18 protein-coding genes are annotated in these 17,793 nt (G+C 46.1%); 4 read left to right on the top strand and 14 right to left on the bottom strand.

Annotated elements, in window-relative coordinates:
- Positions 1 to 11: 11 nt before the first annotated feature.
- The 3 genes from MKX40_RS05360 to MKX40_RS05350 are packed head-to-tail and all read right to left on the bottom strand — an operon-like array spanning position 12 to position 2,086.
- Positions 12 to 890 carry a carbohydrate ABC transporter permease gene (locus MKX40_RS05360; RefSeq protein WP_124117211.1) on the bottom strand — a complete coding sequence of 293 codons (879 nt, stop codon included), beginning with the start codon at positions 888 to 890 and terminating at the stop codon, positions 12 to 14.
- Positions 891 to 902: 12 nt separating this feature from the next.
- Positions 903 to 1,820, bottom strand: a complete 918-nt coding sequence (locus MKX40_RS05355; RefSeq protein WP_253442400.1) for an ABC transporter permease subunit — start codon at positions 1,818 to 1,820, stop codon at positions 903 to 905.
- A 56-nt stretch (positions 1,821 to 1,876) separates the two neighbouring features.
- Positions 1,877 to 2,086 (bottom strand): tautomerase family protein, encoded by a 210-nt coding sequence (locus MKX40_RS05350; protein ID WP_339240000.1) that lies wholly within the window; start codon positions 2,084 to 2,086, stop codon positions 1,877 to 1,879.
- Positions 2,087 to 2,676: 590 nt separating this feature from the next.
- Between MKX40_RS05350 and MKX40_RS05345 the strand changes: the two genes are divergently transcribed.
- The gene (locus MKX40_RS05345; RefSeq protein WP_339242932.1) at positions 2,677 to 4,413 is read left to right on the top strand and encodes a HAMP domain-containing methyl-accepting chemotaxis protein; all 1,737 of its coding nucleotides are present in this window, start codon (positions 2,677 to 2,679) and stop codon (positions 4,411 to 4,413) included.
- Positions 4,414 to 4,632: 219 nt separating this feature from the next.
- Here MKX40_RS05345 and MKX40_RS05340 read toward each other — a convergent pair whose 3' ends face one another.
- Positions 4,633 to 5,409 carry a hypothetical protein gene (locus MKX40_RS05340; protein ID WP_339239998.1) on the bottom strand — a complete coding sequence of 259 codons (777 nt, stop codon included), beginning with the start codon at positions 5,407 to 5,409 and terminating at the stop codon, positions 4,633 to 4,635.
- A gap of 281 nt (positions 5,410 to 5,690) precedes the next feature.
- On the opposite strand from MKX40_RS05340, the gene MKX40_RS05335 reads away from it, so the two are divergent.
- Both MKX40_RS05335 and MKX40_RS05330 read left to right on the top strand, forming a co-directional pair.
- Complete coding sequence (locus MKX40_RS05335; RefSeq protein ID WP_339239997.1) at positions 5,691 to 6,269, top strand: TetR/AcrR family transcriptional regulator; 579 nt, start codon at positions 5,691 to 5,693, stop codon at positions 6,267 to 6,269.
- Between the two features lie 77 nt (positions 6,270 to 6,346).
- Positions 6,347 to 8,533, top strand: coding sequence for a YhgE/Pip domain-containing protein (locus MKX40_RS05330; protein ID WP_339242929.1), 2,187 nt, complete (start codon positions 6,347 to 6,349; stop codon positions 8,531 to 8,533).
- Positions 8,534 to 8,640: 107 nt separating this feature from the next.
- Here MKX40_RS05330 and MKX40_RS05325 read toward each other — a convergent pair whose 3' ends face one another.
- The 10 genes from MKX40_RS05325 to MKX40_RS05280 all read right to left on the bottom strand — a co-directional run bounded on the left by MKX40_RS05325 (position 8,641) and on the right by MKX40_RS05280 (position 16,819).
- Positions 8,641 to 9,018, bottom strand: a complete 378-nt coding sequence (locus MKX40_RS05325; protein WP_339239995.1) for a hypothetical protein — start codon at positions 9,016 to 9,018, stop codon at positions 8,641 to 8,643.
- A gap of 23 nt (positions 9,019 to 9,041) precedes the next feature.
- The gene (locus MKX40_RS05320; protein WP_339239994.1) at positions 9,042 to 9,389 is read right to left on the bottom strand and encodes a DUF4190 domain-containing protein; all 348 of its coding nucleotides are present in this window, start codon (positions 9,387 to 9,389) and stop codon (positions 9,042 to 9,044) included.
- A 384-nt stretch (positions 9,390 to 9,773) separates the two neighbouring features.
- Positions 9,774 to 10,529, bottom strand: a complete 756-nt coding sequence (locus tag MKX40_RS05315) for an amino acid ABC transporter ATP-binding protein (protein ID WP_339239993.1) — start codon at positions 10,527 to 10,529, stop codon at positions 9,774 to 9,776.
- A 33-nt stretch (positions 10,530 to 10,562) separates the two neighbouring features.
- A complete protein-coding gene (locus MKX40_RS05310; protein ID WP_339239992.1) occupies positions 10,563 to 11,222 on the bottom strand; it encodes an amino acid ABC transporter permease in 660 nt (219 codons plus the stop codon).
- A 111-nt stretch (positions 11,223 to 11,333) separates the two neighbouring features.
- Positions 11,334 to 12,104: an amino acid ABC transporter substrate-binding protein gene (locus MKX40_RS05305; protein ID WP_036672520.1), complete on the bottom strand. Its 771-nt coding sequence runs from the start codon at positions 12,102 to 12,104 to the stop codon at positions 11,334 to 11,336.
- A gap of 131 nt (positions 12,105 to 12,235) precedes the next feature.
- Positions 12,236 to 12,793, bottom strand: a complete 558-nt coding sequence (locus tag MKX40_RS05300) for a DUF4825 domain-containing protein (protein ID WP_339239990.1) — start codon at positions 12,791 to 12,793, stop codon at positions 12,236 to 12,238.
- Positions 12,790 to 13,485 carry a permease prefix domain 1-containing protein gene (locus MKX40_RS05295; RefSeq protein ID WP_339239988.1) on the bottom strand — a complete coding sequence of 232 codons (696 nt, stop codon included), beginning with the start codon at positions 13,483 to 13,485 and terminating at the stop codon, positions 12,790 to 12,792. The genes MKX40_RS05300 and MKX40_RS05295 overlap by 4 nt, the downstream gene beginning before the upstream one ends.
- The gene (locus tag MKX40_RS05290; protein WP_339239986.1) at positions 13,482 to 13,841 is read right to left on the bottom strand and encodes a PadR family transcriptional regulator; all 360 of its coding nucleotides are present in this window, start codon (positions 13,839 to 13,841) and stop codon (positions 13,482 to 13,484) included. The genes MKX40_RS05295 and MKX40_RS05290 overlap by 4 nt, the downstream gene beginning before the upstream one ends.
- A gap of 270 nt (positions 13,842 to 14,111) precedes the next feature.
- Positions 14,112 to 15,617: an alpha-glucosidase/alpha-galactosidase gene (locus MKX40_RS05285; RefSeq protein ID WP_339239984.1), complete on the bottom strand. Its 1,506-nt coding sequence runs from the start codon at positions 15,615 to 15,617 to the stop codon at positions 14,112 to 14,114.
- A 188-nt stretch (positions 15,618 to 15,805) separates the two neighbouring features.
- Positions 15,806 to 16,819, bottom strand: coding sequence for an AraC family transcriptional regulator (locus MKX40_RS05280; RefSeq protein ID WP_339239983.1), 1,014 nt, complete (start codon positions 16,817 to 16,819; stop codon positions 15,806 to 15,808).
- Between the two features lie 181 nt (positions 16,820 to 17,000).
- Here MKX40_RS05280 and MKX40_RS05275 point away from each other — a divergent pair, with 181 nt between their 5' ends.
- Complete coding sequence (locus tag MKX40_RS05275) at positions 17,001 to 17,627, top strand: histidine phosphatase family protein (RefSeq protein WP_339239982.1); 627 nt, start codon at positions 17,001 to 17,003, stop codon at positions 17,625 to 17,627.
- The last annotated feature ends 166 nt before the right edge of the window (positions 17,628 to 17,793 follow it).

Raw genomic sequence — 17,793 nt, 5'->3', positions numbered from 1 at the left:
GTTGCTTGTACTTAAGATTTGACGGAGCCGACCATGATTCCTTTTACAAAATGCTTTTGCAGGAAAGGGTAAATGATAATGATCGGCAAGGTGGCGATAATAATGGTTGCCATTTTGATGCCTTCCGGCGATGTATGCGCAAGGGTGCTATAGACGGCAGAACCTGGATCGACGGAAATATCGTCACTTTCAAACAGCTTCTTGAGTGTTACCTGGATCGGCCACCAGGCCGGATCATTCAGATAATAGAGCGCCGTGGAATACGCATTCCAGTGGCCTACCGCATAGAAAATACCGAGTGATGCCATGGCCGGTTTGGACAATGGGATGACGATACGCCAGATGATACCGAATTCTCCACAGCCATCGATACGAGCAGCGTCAATCAGCTCACCCGGCAGCTGTGCGAAGAACGAGCGCATAACGAAGAAATTAAAGGCATTAATCGCTCCCGGCACAATCAGCACCAGTGGATTGTTGACCAGATGCAGTTCCTTCATCAGGATAAAGTTCGGAATGAGCGGCGCCGAGAATACGACGGTTACCAGAACAAACATGACAACGAGAGAGCGTCCCTTGTACTCGGGACGAGACACAGGATACGCAAGAGATGCCGTTGCAGCAAGATTGACTAGCGTCCCGAACAGCGTCACCCCAACCGATACCGCAAATGCCCGCCAGAATGCAGCATCCCCGAATACATATTCATAATTGATCCAGGTAAAATCAACAGGCCAGAAGCTAACCTTTCCACCCATGATCGCTTCCGAGCTGCTGAGTGATTGGGCCAGCACATTAATGAAAGGCAGAATCATCGTCAACGAGAGCAGCGTTAGAAAAACGAGATTACCAATGCGAAATATACGGTAACGGACACTGGGGGTACGCATAGAGCTCGCCTCCTAATACAGGCTTTCGCCGGTTGTTTTTTTGCTGAAGAAATTACCGAGTAGAACAAGCATCAAACCCACGACCGACTTGAACAATCCGATGGCCGTTGTATAGCTGTATTGCTGTGAGAGAAGCCCGGCTTTGTAAATATACGTATCGAGAATTTCACCCGATTCCAGATTGAGCGGATTCAGGAATACAAACACACGCTCAAAGCCCAGATCGAGGAACTTCCCAATGTGCAGCAGGAGCAGGATCATAATCGTCGGCAGCAAGGATGGCAGGGTAATCGACCATATTTGCTTCAAACGTCCGGCTCCATCCACCTCTGCCGCCTCATACAGATCGGGATTGATGCCGGCAATGGCTGCCAGGAAAATAATCGTTCCATACCCGGAGTCACGCCAGATGCCGGAACCAATCAGAATGGAACGAATATACGAGTCTTCTCCAAGAAAGTAGATTGGTTGCATCCCCAGAAACCCAAGTGCCTTGTTCACCACCCCGGCATCCATCGAGAAAATGCCCATGAAAATTCCGCTAATAACGACCCAGGATAGAAAGTGAGGCATGTATACAATCGTTTGCAGCAACCGCTTAAATACAATCATCCGTACTTCATTTAGCAGAATGGCCAGTAAGATCGGTACCGGGAATGCAATTACCAGATCATATAGTCCAAGCAGAAGTGTATTATTGAGAATTCGCAAAAAGTCATAATGGCTGAACATCTTCTGGAAATGTTCCAATCCTACCCAATCACTGCCGGTGATACCTTTGAAAATGTTGTAGTTCTGAAAGGCAATGATGGAGCCGAAGAGAGGCACATATTTGAAGAGGAAAAAATACAGGATACCCGGTACGGAGAGCAGATATAGGATCCGGTATCGCCACAGATAACGTCCTGTATCTCCGAGCCGGGTGCCCAGACCAGACGAGTGAAGTCCGGTTGTTCCCCGGCTTGGTGGCACGATATCCGTCGGCTTCACGTCTTCTCCCCTCCCTGCTTCTGTGTTTGCATGGCTCTCAAATTATCAGGAACGTTCTCGTCCCATGGGATTTCATTAAATTCAACGGAAATATAATTCGGCTCACGGTCGATAATACGCGAGAGCTCGCGTGTGAACACCTCCACTATCTCCTGCTTTTGCTCATCCGTCCTGCCTTCATACAGCCTGATCGTAATTTCTGGCATCCGAGTTAAGCTCCCTTCAATCCATAATGTAAACGCTTTAACAACTTTATCTTAGCGCTCCTGCATAAGGGCAACAATGGACTGTCTTTTCGTTCTCTTGTGTTTTCTTTAGGTCATGGCAAACAAACCCAAAAGGTCCCCTTTATGAAAGGGGAGTCCCGTTTATTTTGAAATTAGTCATCAATCCAACGTCTTGTTATATCATGTTTCAGTCCTTCTGACCTTGCATTAACAAACGTAATAATAAAGATCGAAAACGAAAAACACGCCCACAGAACCAGTACCTTAGAACCATTTTTGCACGAAAAGCTAATATTAATATGACTTTATAACGATATATTCTACGAAGTAACTTACCTGGGGGTCCTATAAGTGAAGTAGAACTTGTAACAATGCAAGAAGCACACTGCATCATAAGAGAATGTCACGTAACCACAGTAAAAATAAGAATTATAGAAGTTGCACGATAATCATTTCCAACTAAATATTCGTTAGATTACATAGCGTATAGCACCCCATCCAGGTATAGTGTATTTTCATATTTGTAGAAGGAGTGAACCATCTTGTTTAATAAGCTTCGCTGGAGTACCATGCCTTTCTTTATCAAAAATTTGGTGATTTCATTCGGCAGTATCACGTTGATTGGTGTAATCCTGATCACTGCCGCATATCAATTGCAGAAAAACATTCTGGTTGAACAGCTGCACGACCAGGCTACCGTCATCACCCAGAAATGGTACGATGATCTCGACACTGCCAAAGTGGCAGAAGCGGCTAAGGAAAAAAGCTACTCCGGTCCTGTACAGCAGGAAATGAAAGCTTACCTTGATTCCATCCATGAGTTCTATCCAAATATCGCACAGGCGTACATTTTCGGTTCAGAACTTGAAGAAGGAGACGGAACGTCCATCATCGCCATTCCAACGAACCTGTTGCAACCATTTGAGGAAGGTAATCTGCCCGCAGGTGCCATGTATCCTCTACCTCAAAATAACGTTGTGGTGCTGGAACAGATGAAAAAGGACGGGAAGCCTGCTTTCAGTGATTTCTACACGGACGAGTACGGAACTTGGACCACACTGATCTACCCTATTAATAATGCAGATGGCTCCATGTACGCTGCTCTTTACTTCGATGTTGATGCAAGTGCCGTTCCAAAAGGACTTAAGGAATTGCTTACGTACGGATTGATGTTCCTTGTCGGATTCCTGATCCTGTTCATGGTGTTGCAATTCATATTGCTGAAAAGAACGTTGCTTCCAATTCGCAACCTGATGAAAGGTATCGAAGAAGTCAGCACGGGTAATCTGGACGTAATCATCGACACCGGGCGAGATGATCTGGGTATCATCAACGAGAAGTTTAATGCGATGATCCATCGCTTCAATACAACCATCTACAAAGTACAGAATACTTCACATCACCTCTCGGAATCCTCCAAACAACTACTGGGCATTTCCGAGAAAAATAATGTGAACATTCAATCCATCAGCACCAATATTCGGGAGATATCCACCGGACTGGTGTCTCAGGACAAAGCAACGGTAGAGAATGCACGTGCCATGACAGAGATGTCAACGGTCGTACAGACCATCGCCAGCAGTTCAGCTGATGTGGCAGACGAAGCACTCAGCATGGAGCAGCGCTCCAGTACAGGTAATGTGGTGATGCAGCAAGTTATTGAGCAGATGCGCTTGATCTCCGGTGCAGTACAAAATACGTCGAACTCGATTCAGTCGTTGGAAAATAACTCGAATGAGATTAGCAACATTGTTAATCTCATTACGGAGATCGCCGGACAAACCAACTTACTGGCGCTCAATGCTTCCATTGAGGCAGCACGCGCGGGTGAAGAAGGACGAGGTTTTGCCGTGGTTGCAGGCGAGGTGCGTAATCTGGCGGAACAATCCCAGGAATCAGCCAAGCAGATTCGACAGTTAATTGAGGAGATCCAGCGGGATATCACTCAGTCTGCCGCGGCGATGCAGTTGGGTTCCAAGGAAGTAACGAAAGGCTTGGAAGTTACCCAAGAGACAGGTGTATTCTTCGAGAATATTCTGACTGCTACGAATAAAGTTGCAAACCAGATTCAGGATATCTCCAGTTCTACCGAAGAAATCTCGGCAAGTACACAAGAAATGTCTGCTACGGCGGATGAACTCTCTGCCAATGTCAGCAAGGCAGCGAATAGCAGTAAACAAATTGAGCAGTCCATTGAAGAGCAGGAAGCCTCCATGGCTGCCATTGTGAGTGCCTCCGATGAACTCTCGGTTGTATCCGAGCAGCTGCAAGAACTGATCTCATTCTTTAAAGTACGAGCAGAATAGAATTAAGTAGGACACAGATACAGGGATAGATACAGATAACAATAATAAGACACAGTAAAAACCAAGGCTAATGAGTGACTAACTCGAAGCCTTGGTTTTTTGTTGTTACCAGGGTAGGTGGATAGGTTCCAGGTATCATTTAACAGACAGTAATTCTTCTGCATTTATAATCATCTTTTTCTCGTCATTGTAGCTGAATTGTTGAACCTCCACTCCACTCTATAATCCAGCAGCTGCTTTAATTTCTTTTCTCTGAGAAACGATTAACAATTGTAACTTTTCTGTTCCAAATGCTCCTGCTGAGAAAGCATTTGCTTTTGGATAATAAACCATTCGAAATGATGTTCCATCTTGAAGATGCACACGTAAAAAAATTCCTGTCTCATGCTTGGATTTCTTATACACTTCATCAAAGCCAACATATCGCAACGGCAGAAGCTCGTTCATGAATTCAGATGCGGCTTCCTGGGGGAAGTCACCGATTGAGCTGCCATCATTGCCGCTTTCAAGGCTGACTTTTTCCACTTTGCCTTCAATGTCCATCAGGTCTCCCATTGTCTTCGCATGGGGATTTTCTTTTGCTTCGTAAACCTTATTATTCGCTACCACGCGATAATGTGACTTATAACCTTTTAGTTCATACATAACCGTTCCAATTGGAAGATATGCCGCATCTCCATTCTCGGTCACGTGATCCGCACACACATGCTCGTTCAGCATGTAGCTCACTTCCCCTATCCTGTCCCCAATTTGCTCTGCAGGTACCTCTTTGGTCCCTTCGTTGTTTTGAAAGTATGTAACATCATTGAACATCAGAAAATCAATCCATTCAATGGTTCCCGGGCATCCCTTCGTTGATTCCTTTGCCACTTCTTCCGTATTCGTTTCATGGGGTTTGGATGTTATTTCCCCCTTATTCGATATTCCACAGCCAACAATAATGACTAGCATCAAAAGCATACTCAAACGCTGACTCCAATATTTAAATGGTTTCATTCTCAATCACCTCAACCTATTAGACGGATTCAACGAAGACATAGTTACAAGCTTTTTTTCGCTCAGCTATTCTACTCGTTAAACGCTCCGTCATCGCTTTTTCATATGAGTATCACATTCGCACCTATCGAACCTATCCCAGCACTTTTATGACAAAGATCACATCCACCTTCCCTGTTCAAGTGCTACATTTGTTAACGACCAACTGACCATAATAGTAAATCGGTCATAAAAGTTTATCTTCCCATTTATCCTTTCAACCACAAGGAGGTGTAAATACCATGAAAACGATAGATCGAAGGCAACAGGTGATGGACTCTGCCGAGAAATCCTTTGCCCTGTTTGGCTACAAGGCCACAACGATGGAGCAGGTTGCGAGACTTGCCAATGTGGGCAAGGGAACGATCTATACTTTTTTCGAAAATAAAGAAGAACTGTTCAGCGAGATTCTGCGCTCAATCATTACGGACATGAGACAGATTACAGAGCAGACCGTGAAGGAAGAAAATTCCTTTCTGGATAACGTGCATATGAGTATGGACTCTCTGCTGGAGTACCGGGAGGAACATGAGTTGTTGATTAAGCTTTTTCAGGAGGTTAACGAGTTCGGTACACTGCAAGCCAAGGAAGGTTTGCAGCAAGTGGAGACAGCCATTCTCGAATATCTGGAGCGTCAGGTCAGCCGTGCCATGGAGTTGGAGCAGATTCGCAGAGACGATCCCAAACTGGTTTCTTTTGTCCTGCTGAAGCTGTATGTCACCTTAACCTCGGATTGGAACAAAGCGCATCCTACGCTGCATAAGGATCAGATCAAGGATTTTGTGGGCCTCTTTCTCAAGAATGGCTTATCCCCCACCTAGAGAAAGGTAAACTACTATATCCAACACATAATAGAGACAGAACAAATGGATGAGCGTAAGGATAGGGAGAGAACATGATGAAATCATTCCACGTATTTGGGCAGGATCTGAAGTCCGCCTTCAAGAAACCAAAAGTATTTATTCCGATTCTCGTTGTACTGTTCATTCCGGTATTGTATAGCGGCCTGTTCCTGAATGCATTCTGGGACCCTTATGGCAAAATGAATGAATTACCTGTAGCCGTGGTCAACACGGATCAGGGTGCAGTCTACAACGGCAAATCACTGGAGGTCGGTCAGAATCTGATCGATGAATTGAAAAAAAGCGATGATTTCAACTGGCAATTCGTCACTCGTGAACAAGCAGATCAAGGCATGGAAGACAATAAATATTATATGACGATTGTTATTCCGGAGGACTTTTCCTCCAAAGCAACGACCCTGATGGATGAGCACCCTGAGCCAGCAGATCTGATCTACGAACCCAATGAAGGATACAACTTCCTCGCGGGTCAGATCGGTGGCACGGCGGTTAAACAAATTCGCTCCAAAGTTGCTGCCAAAGTCACAGAATCGTATACCGAAACGTTATTGGATCAGGTTGAAAAAATCTCTGGTGGTTTGGCGGATGCCGGGGATGGCGCAGGTCAGATTCATAATGGTGCGATCAAACTGGATGAGGGTGCTGCTACATTAAAAGAGAACCTCTCTAAACTGGCCGCTGGCACCGACAAGCTCGAAACGGGCATAGTTTCGTTAGAAGAAGGTACGTCCACTCTCGCCCAAGGCACAGGTGATCTTCATACTGGCGCAAGTGCCCTTTCCAGTGGGCTATCCCAACTCGCAGCAGCAGGCACGAAGCTGAGTGATGGAGCAACCCAGGCCGAAATGGGCGGCAAACAGTTACAGGCTGGTCTTCAATCTGCTCAAGAAGGCGCGGCTAAGCTGGATGCAGGACTTGCGGCTTCCGAGGAAGGTAGTGCGAAGCTGAATGCTGGACTGCAAAGCTCTGTTGAGGGCAGCGGCAAAGTTAGCGAGGGTGCCAAAGCGGTTGCACAAGGGCTCGCCCAATTGGCTGAAGCCAGTCCGGAACTGGCCGCAAGTCCTGCTGTTCAGCAGCTCCTGGCAGCAAGTCAGGCCGTAGCCGCTGGCAGTGAACAAGTGTATCAGGGCGGACAGCAGTTGGTCGCAGGCAGCCAAAACCTGTACGCTGCACAGCAGCAACTGCATCAAGGCAGCAGCCAGTTGGTACAGGGTGAACAACAACTGGTACAAGGTGCTACGCAATTATCCGCCGGACACGAAAAGCTTGCGATGGGCCTACAGCAATTCAATTCCAAATTATCCGAAGCAGCGTCTGGAGCAGCTAAACTTGCGGACGGTTCAGGTCAATTGGATGCTGGTGCAGGCAAGTTGGTTGCGGGTGTAAGCCAGCTCACAGACGGAATCTCAACACTTGCAGATGGCTCACATAAGCTGGATGACGGTGCCGGTCAGTTAAAAGAAGGTACGTTGACGTTAACGGATGGCTCTGGTGAACTTGCCACCAAGCTGAATGAAGCGGCTGAGCAGACGGGGAGTGTGAAAAAGACCGATGAACTGGTAACGATGTATGCGGAGCCTGTTCAGGTCGATGAGCATAAATATAATGAGGTACCCAATTATGGTACAGGATTCTCGCCATACTTCCTGTCACTGGGGCTGTTTGTCGGGGCATTGATCGCCACGTTGGTTGTGCCAACACGCGGCAGCACGGTTAGCGAGGCAAGTGGCTGGAATCGTTTTGTGAGTAAAACGCTGGCTTTCACACTTATGAGTGCTGTGCAATCCCTACTTGCTTCGTGGCTCGTATTGTACGGCTTGGGTCTGAATGTTCAGAGCGTTCCGTTGTTCCTCTTGTTCAGCTTTGTGACCAGCCTAAGCTTCATGTACATCATTCAGGCACTGGTGACTTGGTTGGAAAATCCGGGACGATTCCTCGCAATTCTGATGTTGATCTTCCAGCTTACGACCAGCGCGGGTACCTTCCCGCTCGAACTGATTCCAAACTGGTTGAAGGTGTTTAATCCATGGCTGCCTATGACCTATTCGGTAACAGGTTATAAAGCAGTTATCTCAAGCGGACAGTTCGGCGTGGCTTGGGATCAGCTCGGTATACTGTGCATCTTTGCGGTAATTGGTCTTGGAGGAACTCTAACGTACTTCCTGATGCACCGTACCACAGAGAACGAAAACGTGAGCAATGAAGTTGCACTTCACGCGTAGTATGAAAAAATAGACAAGGCATATCCCCTTGTCCTGACTCGCTGGATGTTCGCAAGTCTGGGCTAAAGGGATATGCCTTTGTCTTTTTGTTAGTTTTGATATTGAGTTTAGCCAAGATCCTTCACAATGTGTTGGTTCAGAAAACTCAGAAAATCACCTTGCATGGAGCCAAGGGTAAGCATTTTCTTGATAATGCTAAATCGCCAATGGGTACCATTGAGCTGGAATGACCATATAGCGGAGAGCCCCATTCCAGATTTTAATTTTTGATTTTTCAGATCATCCAAAGCAAAATCAATTATTTCTACAACTTTCGAGGAAAATACATTGAGAAAGAGAACTTTTAATCTGTCTCTATTGATTAGTAAAATCGCTTTACTCGTCGGTGATGAAATCGTCTGTGAAATGGCGTAACAGGCCAGCATATCAGGTTCTCTGTATGGTTCAGCTAAACGGTATATAGATTTTCTAGTGATCAATAGCATTTATATTCTTCCTATTCCTTTTCCTAGTATGTAGAGTACATATCAGAACTCGAGACAGCAAAAGAAAATAACAGCGCGAGCGTAATCAGTAATACATACAACGCTACACTGATAATTCCACAGACAAGGCCAGCAATGGCTAATCCTCTGCCCTGTTCCATGCGGGTCTTCATTTCTTTGAGCGATATAGAGGCAATGATGATGGCAACAATACCAATCAGTAATCCCACGTATGGAATTACGATGGACAATATGCCCAAAACAAGAGCTGCAATCGATTTACTATTGGTTTTTGGTATTACATAAGGTGGTGGTGGAAGTGTGTCGTTATAATAACGATTCACATCATTTTCGCGATCGCGATGTTCCAACGTAGAACCCCTCCCTGTTTAATAAGTATGTTCATTATAATGTTTTAGAGGGAATGAGTGTACCATATTTTGTAAATAGCGAGTTGTTATTAATTTTATTGTATCCATCCTCTGAACACATAGTTGAAGCGTAAGCTTAAACATTGTACTTCTAGAATATAAAGTTTAGAACTCGTTGTGTTTTAGTATTTTTTGTTTGGAATTATGAGTTACACCACTTATGCAATTCGAACACATTGGAATGTAGTGACTTATATCGTGTTGACCATGGTATTAATTATCTGGAATACATACCTGTGGACATAAGCTATTATTAAAAAAGAACGCAATCCCTTACTACTCATAGGATTGCGTTCTTTCCACATTTCTTAGATGCAATGTCTTCTATCCTTCCACTTCCACCCGCTGCAAAAATGTCCGAGTACGTGCAAGCTTTGGATTGCCGAAGATCTGTTCTGGCGGTCCCGCCTCTGCGATTTCCCCGTTATCCATGAAGAACACACGATCCGCAACATCACGGGCGAAGCCCATCTCATGCGTGACAATCATCATCGTCATATTTTCCTGCGCAAGTTGTTTGATTACGCGTAACACTTCCCCGGTCAGCTCCGGATCGAGGGCCGATGTCGGCTCATCAAACAGAAGAATGTCAGGCTGCATCATGAGTGCGCGGGCAATAGCTACACGTTGTTTCTGTCCACCGGACAGATTGGCTGGATACGCGTCTGCCTTGTCCGACAGTCCTACTTTGCCGAGTAATTCCAGACTGCGGTACCGGATGACACTTGAACTTTCTTTTTTCAAAGTCTTCGGTGCGAGTTCCAGATTAGCCTGTACGGTCAGGTGTGGGAACAGGTTGAAATGCTGGAATACCATACCCATACGATCCGTCATCTTGCGAATATCTGCGGCACCCGCGTAACGACCATTATCGACCAATGTCTGATCCTGAATGCGAATCGTTCCGCCCGAGATATCCTCCAGATGAATCAGGCTGCGCAGCATCGTACTTTTACCTGAACCCGAGGGCCCAATCACGGCAATTACTTCGCCTGGTTCCACATTGAAGGATACCTGCTTCAGCACATCAAGTGTGCCGAATGATTTTCTCAACTGATTTACTTCTATTATATGTGTCATATGCAGACAGTCCTTTGATTGATCAGTTTTATTTTATTCATATGAAAACCGCTTCTCCAGCGCCTTGAACAGCAAAGTAAGCACGAGAGTCATGAGCAGATACATAATCGCCGCTACGAAGAACGGGATTAACTGCAAATCCCGATTCACTGCCGCTTGGGCGTAATACAACAGCTCGGGTACAGCCACGGCATAGAGCAGTGCCGTATCCTTGATCAGAGTAATGGACTCATTGGCCGTTGCAGGCAACACTACACGAATCATCTGAGGAATAATGACTTTGGTCATCGTCTGCCACTTCGTCAATCCAAGGACCTTTGCCGCCTCATGTTGCCCTTTATCAATGGACAGCAGTCCGCCCCTGAAGATTTCAGCAAAGTACGCCGCATAGTTCAGGATGAATGCAATCCCCGCTGCTACAAAGCGATCAAACACCAGGTACTCTCCAATCACCGGAAGCAACGGTAAACCGAAGCAGAAGAATAGAATTTGGAGCAGCAGTGGTGTTCCTCGCATCACGTAGACGTAGGTATGAGCAATCCACGCCAGTGGTTTAATCTGGCTTCTCATCGCGAGCGTGACCGCAAATCCAAGCGGTACAGATAACACGATCGCCAGTAAGAACATGAAAATGGTGGTCTGTGCACCCTCTAGCATAGGTTTTAAAATGGTCAATATATAATCCCAACTCATTATTTTATCTCCTCTAATCTGTTAACCCCGCATTCCTCTGGGGCATGTATCGCTCCAGCGTGGAATACGGGGTCCGTTTTGTTCAAACTATATATCAGGTGTGTAACCTGCCTATTTCAGAACCTTGTCTTCACCCAACCATTGGGTGGAGATTTTAGCTGCTGTTCCATCTGCATTGAGCTCATCCAGCGCTTTTTGCAGCTGATTCAGAAGCTCTTCATTGCCTTTTTTGATACCTATTCCATATTGTTCCGGTGCAAGAGATTCATCCAGCAGTTTGAATGTTCCCTCTTCCTTGGACATGTAGTATCTCGCGACCACTTCATCGATGATGACCGCATCCAGACGTTTTGTTTTCAAGTCAGTCAGAGCAAGCACGTTATCCTTGAATTCGGAAGCTTTTACTTTATCCTTCAGGGGACTAGCTGCCAGTGCATCTGCCGCTGAGGACAATGCCTGTAATCCCACATTTTTACCATCAAGTTCATCCAGCTTTGTAATTGGCGAGTCTGCCAAGGTAATCGCGACCTGACTGTTTTCCAGGTAAGGCTTCGTGAAGAGCACTTTCTCCTTGCGCTCATCCGTAATGGTGTATCCGTTCCAGATCATGTCGATTCGACCACTGTTCAGCTCTGATTCTTTGGAAGACCAGTCGATCGGCTGGAATGTGATTTCTTTACCCATTTTCTCCGCTGCAGCTCGTGCGTAATCAATATCAAAACCAACAATTTCATTCTGCTCGTCCCGGAAACCCATTGGAGCAAACTTATCGTCAATGCCTACAACAATCGTGTTATCGTCTTTGCTTGCGGAACTGGAACAACCCGCTACAATCAATACACATATACTAATGAATAATAGTAGAATCGCTTTTTTTCTCATCTCTCGAACCCCTCCATGTCTATAACCAAAACCAAACGCTTTAGTTCGTTACCACGTTATCAGAGATTTATAATAACATAGCATGGAAGAAGAGTCGAGTCTCTTGCCTATTTCCTTCTATTTCATGCAACTTAATTGTCAACAATTTGTGAAAAAGCTGCTTTCACTTGTGCCATTTCCACGAGCTTCTCGCGTACAATCGAATTCCATAGCTCCACGTTCTGAAGCTTCTCTAATTCCGTACCTGTCCATTGTTGGGCAGATTCACGACGTAAGGTATAGCTGGTATTCTCTAACTGGTAGACAACCTGCTCCAGATTATCGATCATCACAAAGTTCGCAATCGCATTATATACCAGTATTCGCTCAAGTTCCTCTGTATCCATCTCGTGCGTATCCAAGCTATAATTCACTTGAGCCGTGAACGTCTCCGGGTACAGTTGGTAACCATTCAATCTTTCTTGTAAAGGTAAGGCTTGATTCAAATGACTAAGGTTGGAATTATCACCCATGTAGGGACTGCGATATTTCACTAAAGCGGCAAAATCATGCGTCAGCGGATCATTCTGCTCTGCTTCATACTGATCCTGCTGTGCCTCGATCCTCGGATTAACGAAACCCTCCACGAACACAAGGCCAACCACACCGAGAACAACGAGTGCAATAATCCATATATTTTTCCCTCTCATGACACATCACTCACTTCATATTTGCTAATGATCCGATACGCCCGATGCACTACCAAAGGAATAATAACGCTCAGTAGCGGGATAGCAAAGGCAATGGCCATCATAGCAAACTGATAAGGTCCATCCACCTGAATGGGTCGATTAAACCAGATGTTGCTTCCAAATCGCAACGCCGCCTGTGTTCCCCATAGTACAATCATGAACACCGCCCATAACCACCAAATTCTGCGATTCCACCGCATAAAGGCATCGGTTTGAATCACTGTAGTTTTCACTGAAGTTGCCGGATCATTCGTCCTGTTGGTCAACATATACAATACATATGATCCCCCAACAAGGAGGCTCACGAGCATAAGCAGGTTGTTTATGGCGGAGCCTTGCATCACCACTCTCGTTGGAATGGTTATGATCCAGGCTATAAGGCAATATATCAGAGCAGACTGTAATAACGCTGTCCAGTACGGAACACGTTGCACTCTCCGATGGTCACTCATCACTTGATCCATACCAGCGATATGCTGAATGGCGGTCTGGAACGCCTTATCTTCACTCATCCCCTGCGAGATATAATCGTCAATCCGCGCAGCGAGATTACTGTGAATCTCTTCTTTTAATTCCCGATTATCCAATGTATCTGGTGCGTGAGCGAACAGACGATTCACATGACGGGTGATGCGAGCTTCCAATCTCATAGGTCTTCATCTCCTTTTTCTCCAGTGACAATCATACAATCAATCAGTGCCTTGGCTGCCTGCCAAGCTTGAACCTGCTCTCTATAGGCTTCGAGGCCTTGCACTGTAATCCGGTAATATTTGCGTCGTCCTCCCTGCGTCTCTTCCCCCCAGTAAGACTCCACATATCCACTCTTCTCCAGCCTCTTCAAACTGGAATAAAGCGTAGGTTCCTTCAATTCAAACTGCTCTCCACTCTTGCGATAGATCTCCTTAATAATGCTGTAACCATAGTTATCAGAAGGTATAAGTACACTCAGAATGATGGGGTCAATATTGCCCCGAATCAGATCACTGTTAATTACTTGAACATCCATCTGCAAAATTCACCAACTTTCTTCCATCCTTCGTATACTATAAGACATATTACTATGTCTGTAAAGGTAATATGCATCACATGGTAAATATGCCTCAAAGTGAGCAACGTTGCAATATTCCTCTCTTGCTTTTCGCATGGAAGGAATAAAGAGGTGGTTATAATACAATTCATAAGTACGATGTGAACGTTACTTTAGCCTTTGTCCGCGGCGTCCAAAAAAATAAAACAGGGCTCCTCCAATTATGGAGAAGCCCTATACTCGTTTTGTCTATTGCTGCACTTTCTCACGATCCTTGCCTTTATCGGATTCACCTGCGTTTTTGTTGGCAGCATCACGATCCTGTTGCATCTCTTCAACGGTTTTCACCTTAAGACGTGCTGCACCTTCATACTCCTTCGTCGGAATAAGATTACCCGCAGCAAGTCTTGCTTCTGCGGCAGCAATCGCATCCCCGTACTGTGGCAGCCACTGAGCCTGTGCAACCAACATCTCATCGACCATCTGCCAGATCTCTTTTGGATTACATACGGCACCTACGAGCGGGTCCATCATGAACGCCTGACGAAGTAATTGGTCGTCTCCGTTCACCGCAGCTTCAACTGCCAGACGTTGCACGGAAATACTCACATTACATACCGCGGCTGGTCCTAGTGGCAGATCACCTACATGTGGCATAGAAATGCCGTTGCGATCCACATATCCTGGTGCTTCAATAATCGCATCGTCCGGCAGGTTCGAGATGACTCCTTGATTAACGGTATTAAAATGTCCGCGATAGACACGTCCGGTCTCCAGCCCTTCGATAATGTACGAACCATGCTCCTCGCCCCGTTTTTCGGGAATAAATTGCATCGGTTCATCCTTCATCCAGTTAGGGAAATCCGTCTCAAACCAGTTGCGCCCCTCGGTGCATACCCGCAGATACCCACCTGTCTCTCCGTTGATCCAGTTGCCCAAGTCGATCCATTCGTTAATCTCTTCCGGACGTTTGCGGTACCACGGCACATATTCACTCAGATGACCATTCGATTCTGTACTGTAATATCCGAAGCGGCGCAGCATATCGATCCGCACTTTCTCGGTGCGGCTGTACTCGGGATGTTTTTCGAAGGCTTCGAGCAGGTCACCTGTAAGATCTTTGCCTTCATGAGAAGCCTGAATATACCAGGTCTGATGGTTGATGCCGGCACAGATAATATCCACTTCACTCTTTTTCAAGCCAAAAGCTTCCGCAATCTGATGATGACCATGCTGTACGCCATGACACAGTCCGATCGTCCGCACACCGCCATACTTATTGCATGCCCATGTGAGCATCGCCATCGGATTGGAATAGTTCAAGAGAAGTACATCCGGTGCGCTCTGTTCACGAATATCTTTACAAATGTCCAGCATCTCGGCAATTCCGCGTTGTCCGTACATGATGCCACCTGCACACAGCGTATCGCCGACACATTGGTCTACCCCATATTTAAGTGGAATATCCACATCCGTTGCAAAAGCTTCCAGTCCACCAACACGAATCGTACACAGTACATACTTCGCATCTTTTAACGCTTCTTTCCGATCCGTTGTCGGATGAATCTGAATATTCAATCCATTCTCACGGATATCCCGCTGACACAGCTCCGTCACCATGTCCAGATTGTGCTGGCTAATATCGCAGAACGCAATTTCGATGTTGTTAAACTCCGGTACCGTGAGCAAATCCCGCAGCAATCCCCGAGTGAATCCGATACTTCCTGCCCCGATAAACGCCACTTTAAACGACATGTTTATATCCTCCCCTTATCCGAATATTTCGCTTCGGTTAATGACTCTCTTCATGAAATCATTGTACCAACGCCAATAGGGGAAGCGTTATCAAAATCATGACCTGTTCAAGTCCCTGTTGTCAAAAATCCTAACTTTTAAACACCAGATCCACTAATACACTTGTTTTCGAAATTACTGCAAATGACTCATTCATCCTTCGGATATTGACTCACATGTCGTTCCATCGAGGAGCGAAATTCAACAGGCGTACAGCCGGTATATTTTTTGAATAACATATGAAAATACTGACGACTCCCTACTCCAACATAGTCGGAGATCTCAGAAATCGGAATATTCGTCTGCTGTAGCAGCATCTTGGCCTTCTCCATCCGAAGCATGGTCAGGTAATCGGTTGGTGTACGCTGCGTGTGCTGACGGAAAATGCGATGCAAATAACCCGGATGCAGATTGACGGCTGCGGCAATGTCCTTCATCTGAATATTGCGGTCCATATTGTGATGCATGAATTCGATTGTTCGTTTGACATACAGCTCCGCCTGATCTGGCGCACTCCGGTTCATTTCTCCGCGCAGACGTGCTACACGGACGATCAACTGGATGAACAACGTGCGCACCAGCATTCCCTGTTCCGGGGACGACAGATTCCGGGCTTCGCGATGTTGTGCACGGTCCTCTCTGGGAATAACGCCTAATGGGCCAGAGGATCTTCCCTGCTCCAATAGACCACGCTGATCGAGCTCCAACACCAGACTTTTCATAATGTAATACACCTCTTCCGGGTCAGGCAGTACCAGATATGGCGAGGCATTGGCCAGCAAAGTGTGGACTTCTTCCTCTTCCTGTACGAGCTGTCGAATGGACAGCTGACCGGCTGGTGTTCCCGAGAATCCAAACTCTACATTGAGCATCCGGCAAGGCACGCCATCTTCCACCAGCAGACGGTGCGGGACGCCGGCATCGAGCATAATGAACTGCCCTTTTTTCAGAACAGCCTGTTCCGAGCTCCCATCCGGCATCAGTACGTCCACACGACACATTCCCGAAATAATATACATAATCTCCATGGAATCATGATGGTGATAGGACATACGGTAGTTGTCCCATTGCTTATAATAGTACGCATAAAAACGCGGCCCACAATCCTCTGTTCGCAATGCCTCCTGATACAGGCTTCCTGTCCAGCGCTTCGAGATGCTCATGTCCATACCTCCAGTCCTTCAACGATCGATCCTCACTTTTCTCCATTGTAACAATTATGTAGGTTGGATATAAACGTCCTGACTCAAATGATGATTGTATTTTATAATTAGATAAATATATAATTAGTATATGATCTAATCATTTATGTGAATTATCTATACTTAAAGGAGGTTCCTACGCATGAGTATCACCTTTCATCTGGTAAGACACGGACTTAAAGAACGACAAATCGGTGATGTCCCCCTCACTTCCGAAGGGGTTTTACAAGCCGAAGCCACAGCACTTCATTTTGCCAGAGCTGCCTTTCCTGTTACTAAAATTCTTACCAGCCCACTTCGGCGTGCCCAAGAAACTGCAAGTATGATTGCCAGCCATACTCAATCCCCCATAATAGTAGAGCCTCGCCTGCGTGAACGTGCCAATTGGGGAGATGGCCCCGATCAGTCATTCGAAGAATTCATTGCGATGTGGGATCGATGCACGTCTGACCCAGATTACATTCCACCTGTGGGAGACTCGGCCAAACAGGCTGGTGAACGTCTGGCCTCCCGCTTAACCGAATTGACGAATGAAGAGCAGGAGAACAGTAACATTATTGTGGTTACACATGGTGGACTCATTACGGATTTCCTGGTGCAAACCTTCACCGAGCGCGAGCTTAATGTCTGGCATCCCGATTTTATAGCGATGCAGAACCAATTGATCCCCGAATGCTCCATCACCACCTTGATCCATGATCAAGGTAAATACACCATTGAAGCGTTCGCTTCTACCGCGCATCTGGACTTAACGGATAAACAAGAATGATGTAACGCGGATCGCCCGAACATGCCAAGCTCTATTCCCAACTCCCTCAGATTCTCATGTAAAAAAGCTCTGAAGTCTCCATGTGCCGAGACACACGGGAGACTCCAGAGCTTTAGAATACTTCAAAATGCTTCAGTACCGCTCATATCCATTGATGCTGCTTTAG

The sequence above is a fragment of the Paenibacillus sp. FSL R5-0517 genome (assembly GCF_037974355.1).
Classification (GTDB): domain Bacteria; phylum Bacillota; class Bacilli; order Paenibacillales; family Paenibacillaceae; genus Paenibacillus.
This window is presented reverse-complemented; position numbering and strand designations above follow the sequence as displayed.

Excerpts from the sequence above, each read along its gene's own strand:
- MKX40_RS05360 (WP_124117211.1), bottom strand. The coding sequence starts at position 890 with ATGCGTACCCCCAGTGTCCGTTACCGTATATTTCGCATTGGTAATCTC.
- MKX40_RS05350 (WP_339240000.1), bottom strand. The coding sequence starts at position 2,086 with ATGCCAGAAATTACGATCAGGCTGTATGAAGGCAGGACGGATGAGCAA.
- MKX40_RS05345 (WP_339242932.1), top strand. The coding sequence starts at position 2,677 with ATGCCTTTCTTTATCAAAAATTTGGTGATTTCATTCGGCAGTATCACG.
- MKX40_RS05340 (WP_339239998.1), bottom strand. The coding sequence starts at position 5,409 with ATGAAACCATTTAAATATTGGAGTCAGCGTTTGAGTATGCTTTTGATG.
- MKX40_RS05335 (WP_339239997.1), top strand. The coding sequence starts at position 5,691 with ATGAAAACGATAGATCGAAGGCAACAGGTGATGGACTCTGCCGAGAAA.
- MKX40_RS05330 (WP_339242929.1), top strand. The coding sequence starts at position 6,347 with ATGAAATCATTCCACGTATTTGGGCAGGATCTGAAGTCCGCCTTCAAG.
- MKX40_RS05325 (WP_339239995.1), bottom strand. The coding sequence starts at position 9,018 with ATGCTATTGATCACTAGAAAATCTATATACCGTTTAGCTGAACCATAC.
- MKX40_RS05315 (WP_339239993.1), bottom strand. The coding sequence starts at position 10,529 with ATGACACATATAATAGAAGTAAATCAGTTGAGAAAATCATTCGGCACA.
- MKX40_RS05310 (WP_339239992.1), bottom strand. The coding sequence starts at position 11,222 with ATGAGTTGGGATTATATATTGACCATTTTAAAACCTATGCTAGAGGGT.
- MKX40_RS05305 (WP_036672520.1), bottom strand. The coding sequence starts at position 12,104 with ATGAGAAAAAAAGCGATTCTACTATTATTCATTAGTATATGTGTATTG.
- MKX40_RS05300 (WP_339239990.1), bottom strand. The coding sequence starts at position 12,793 with ATGAGAGGGAAAAATATATGGATTATTGCACTCGTTGTTCTCGGTGTG.
- MKX40_RS05295 (WP_339239988.1), bottom strand. The coding sequence starts at position 13,485 with ATGAGATTGGAAGCTCGCATCACCCGTCATGTGAATCGTCTGTTCGCT.
- MKX40_RS05290 (WP_339239986.1), bottom strand. The coding sequence starts at position 13,841 with ATGGATGTTCAAGTAATTAACAGTGATCTGATTCGGGGCAATATTGAC.
- MKX40_RS05285 (WP_339239984.1), bottom strand. The coding sequence starts at position 15,617 with ATGTCGTTTAAAGTGGCGTTTATCGGGGCAGGAAGTATCGGATTCACT.
- MKX40_RS05280 (WP_339239983.1), bottom strand. The coding sequence starts at position 16,819 with ATGAGCATCTCGAAGCGCTGGACAGGAAGCCTGTATCAGGAGGCATTG.
- MKX40_RS05275 (WP_339239982.1), top strand. The coding sequence starts at position 17,001 with ATGAGTATCACCTTTCATCTGGTAAGACACGGACTTAAAGAACGACAA.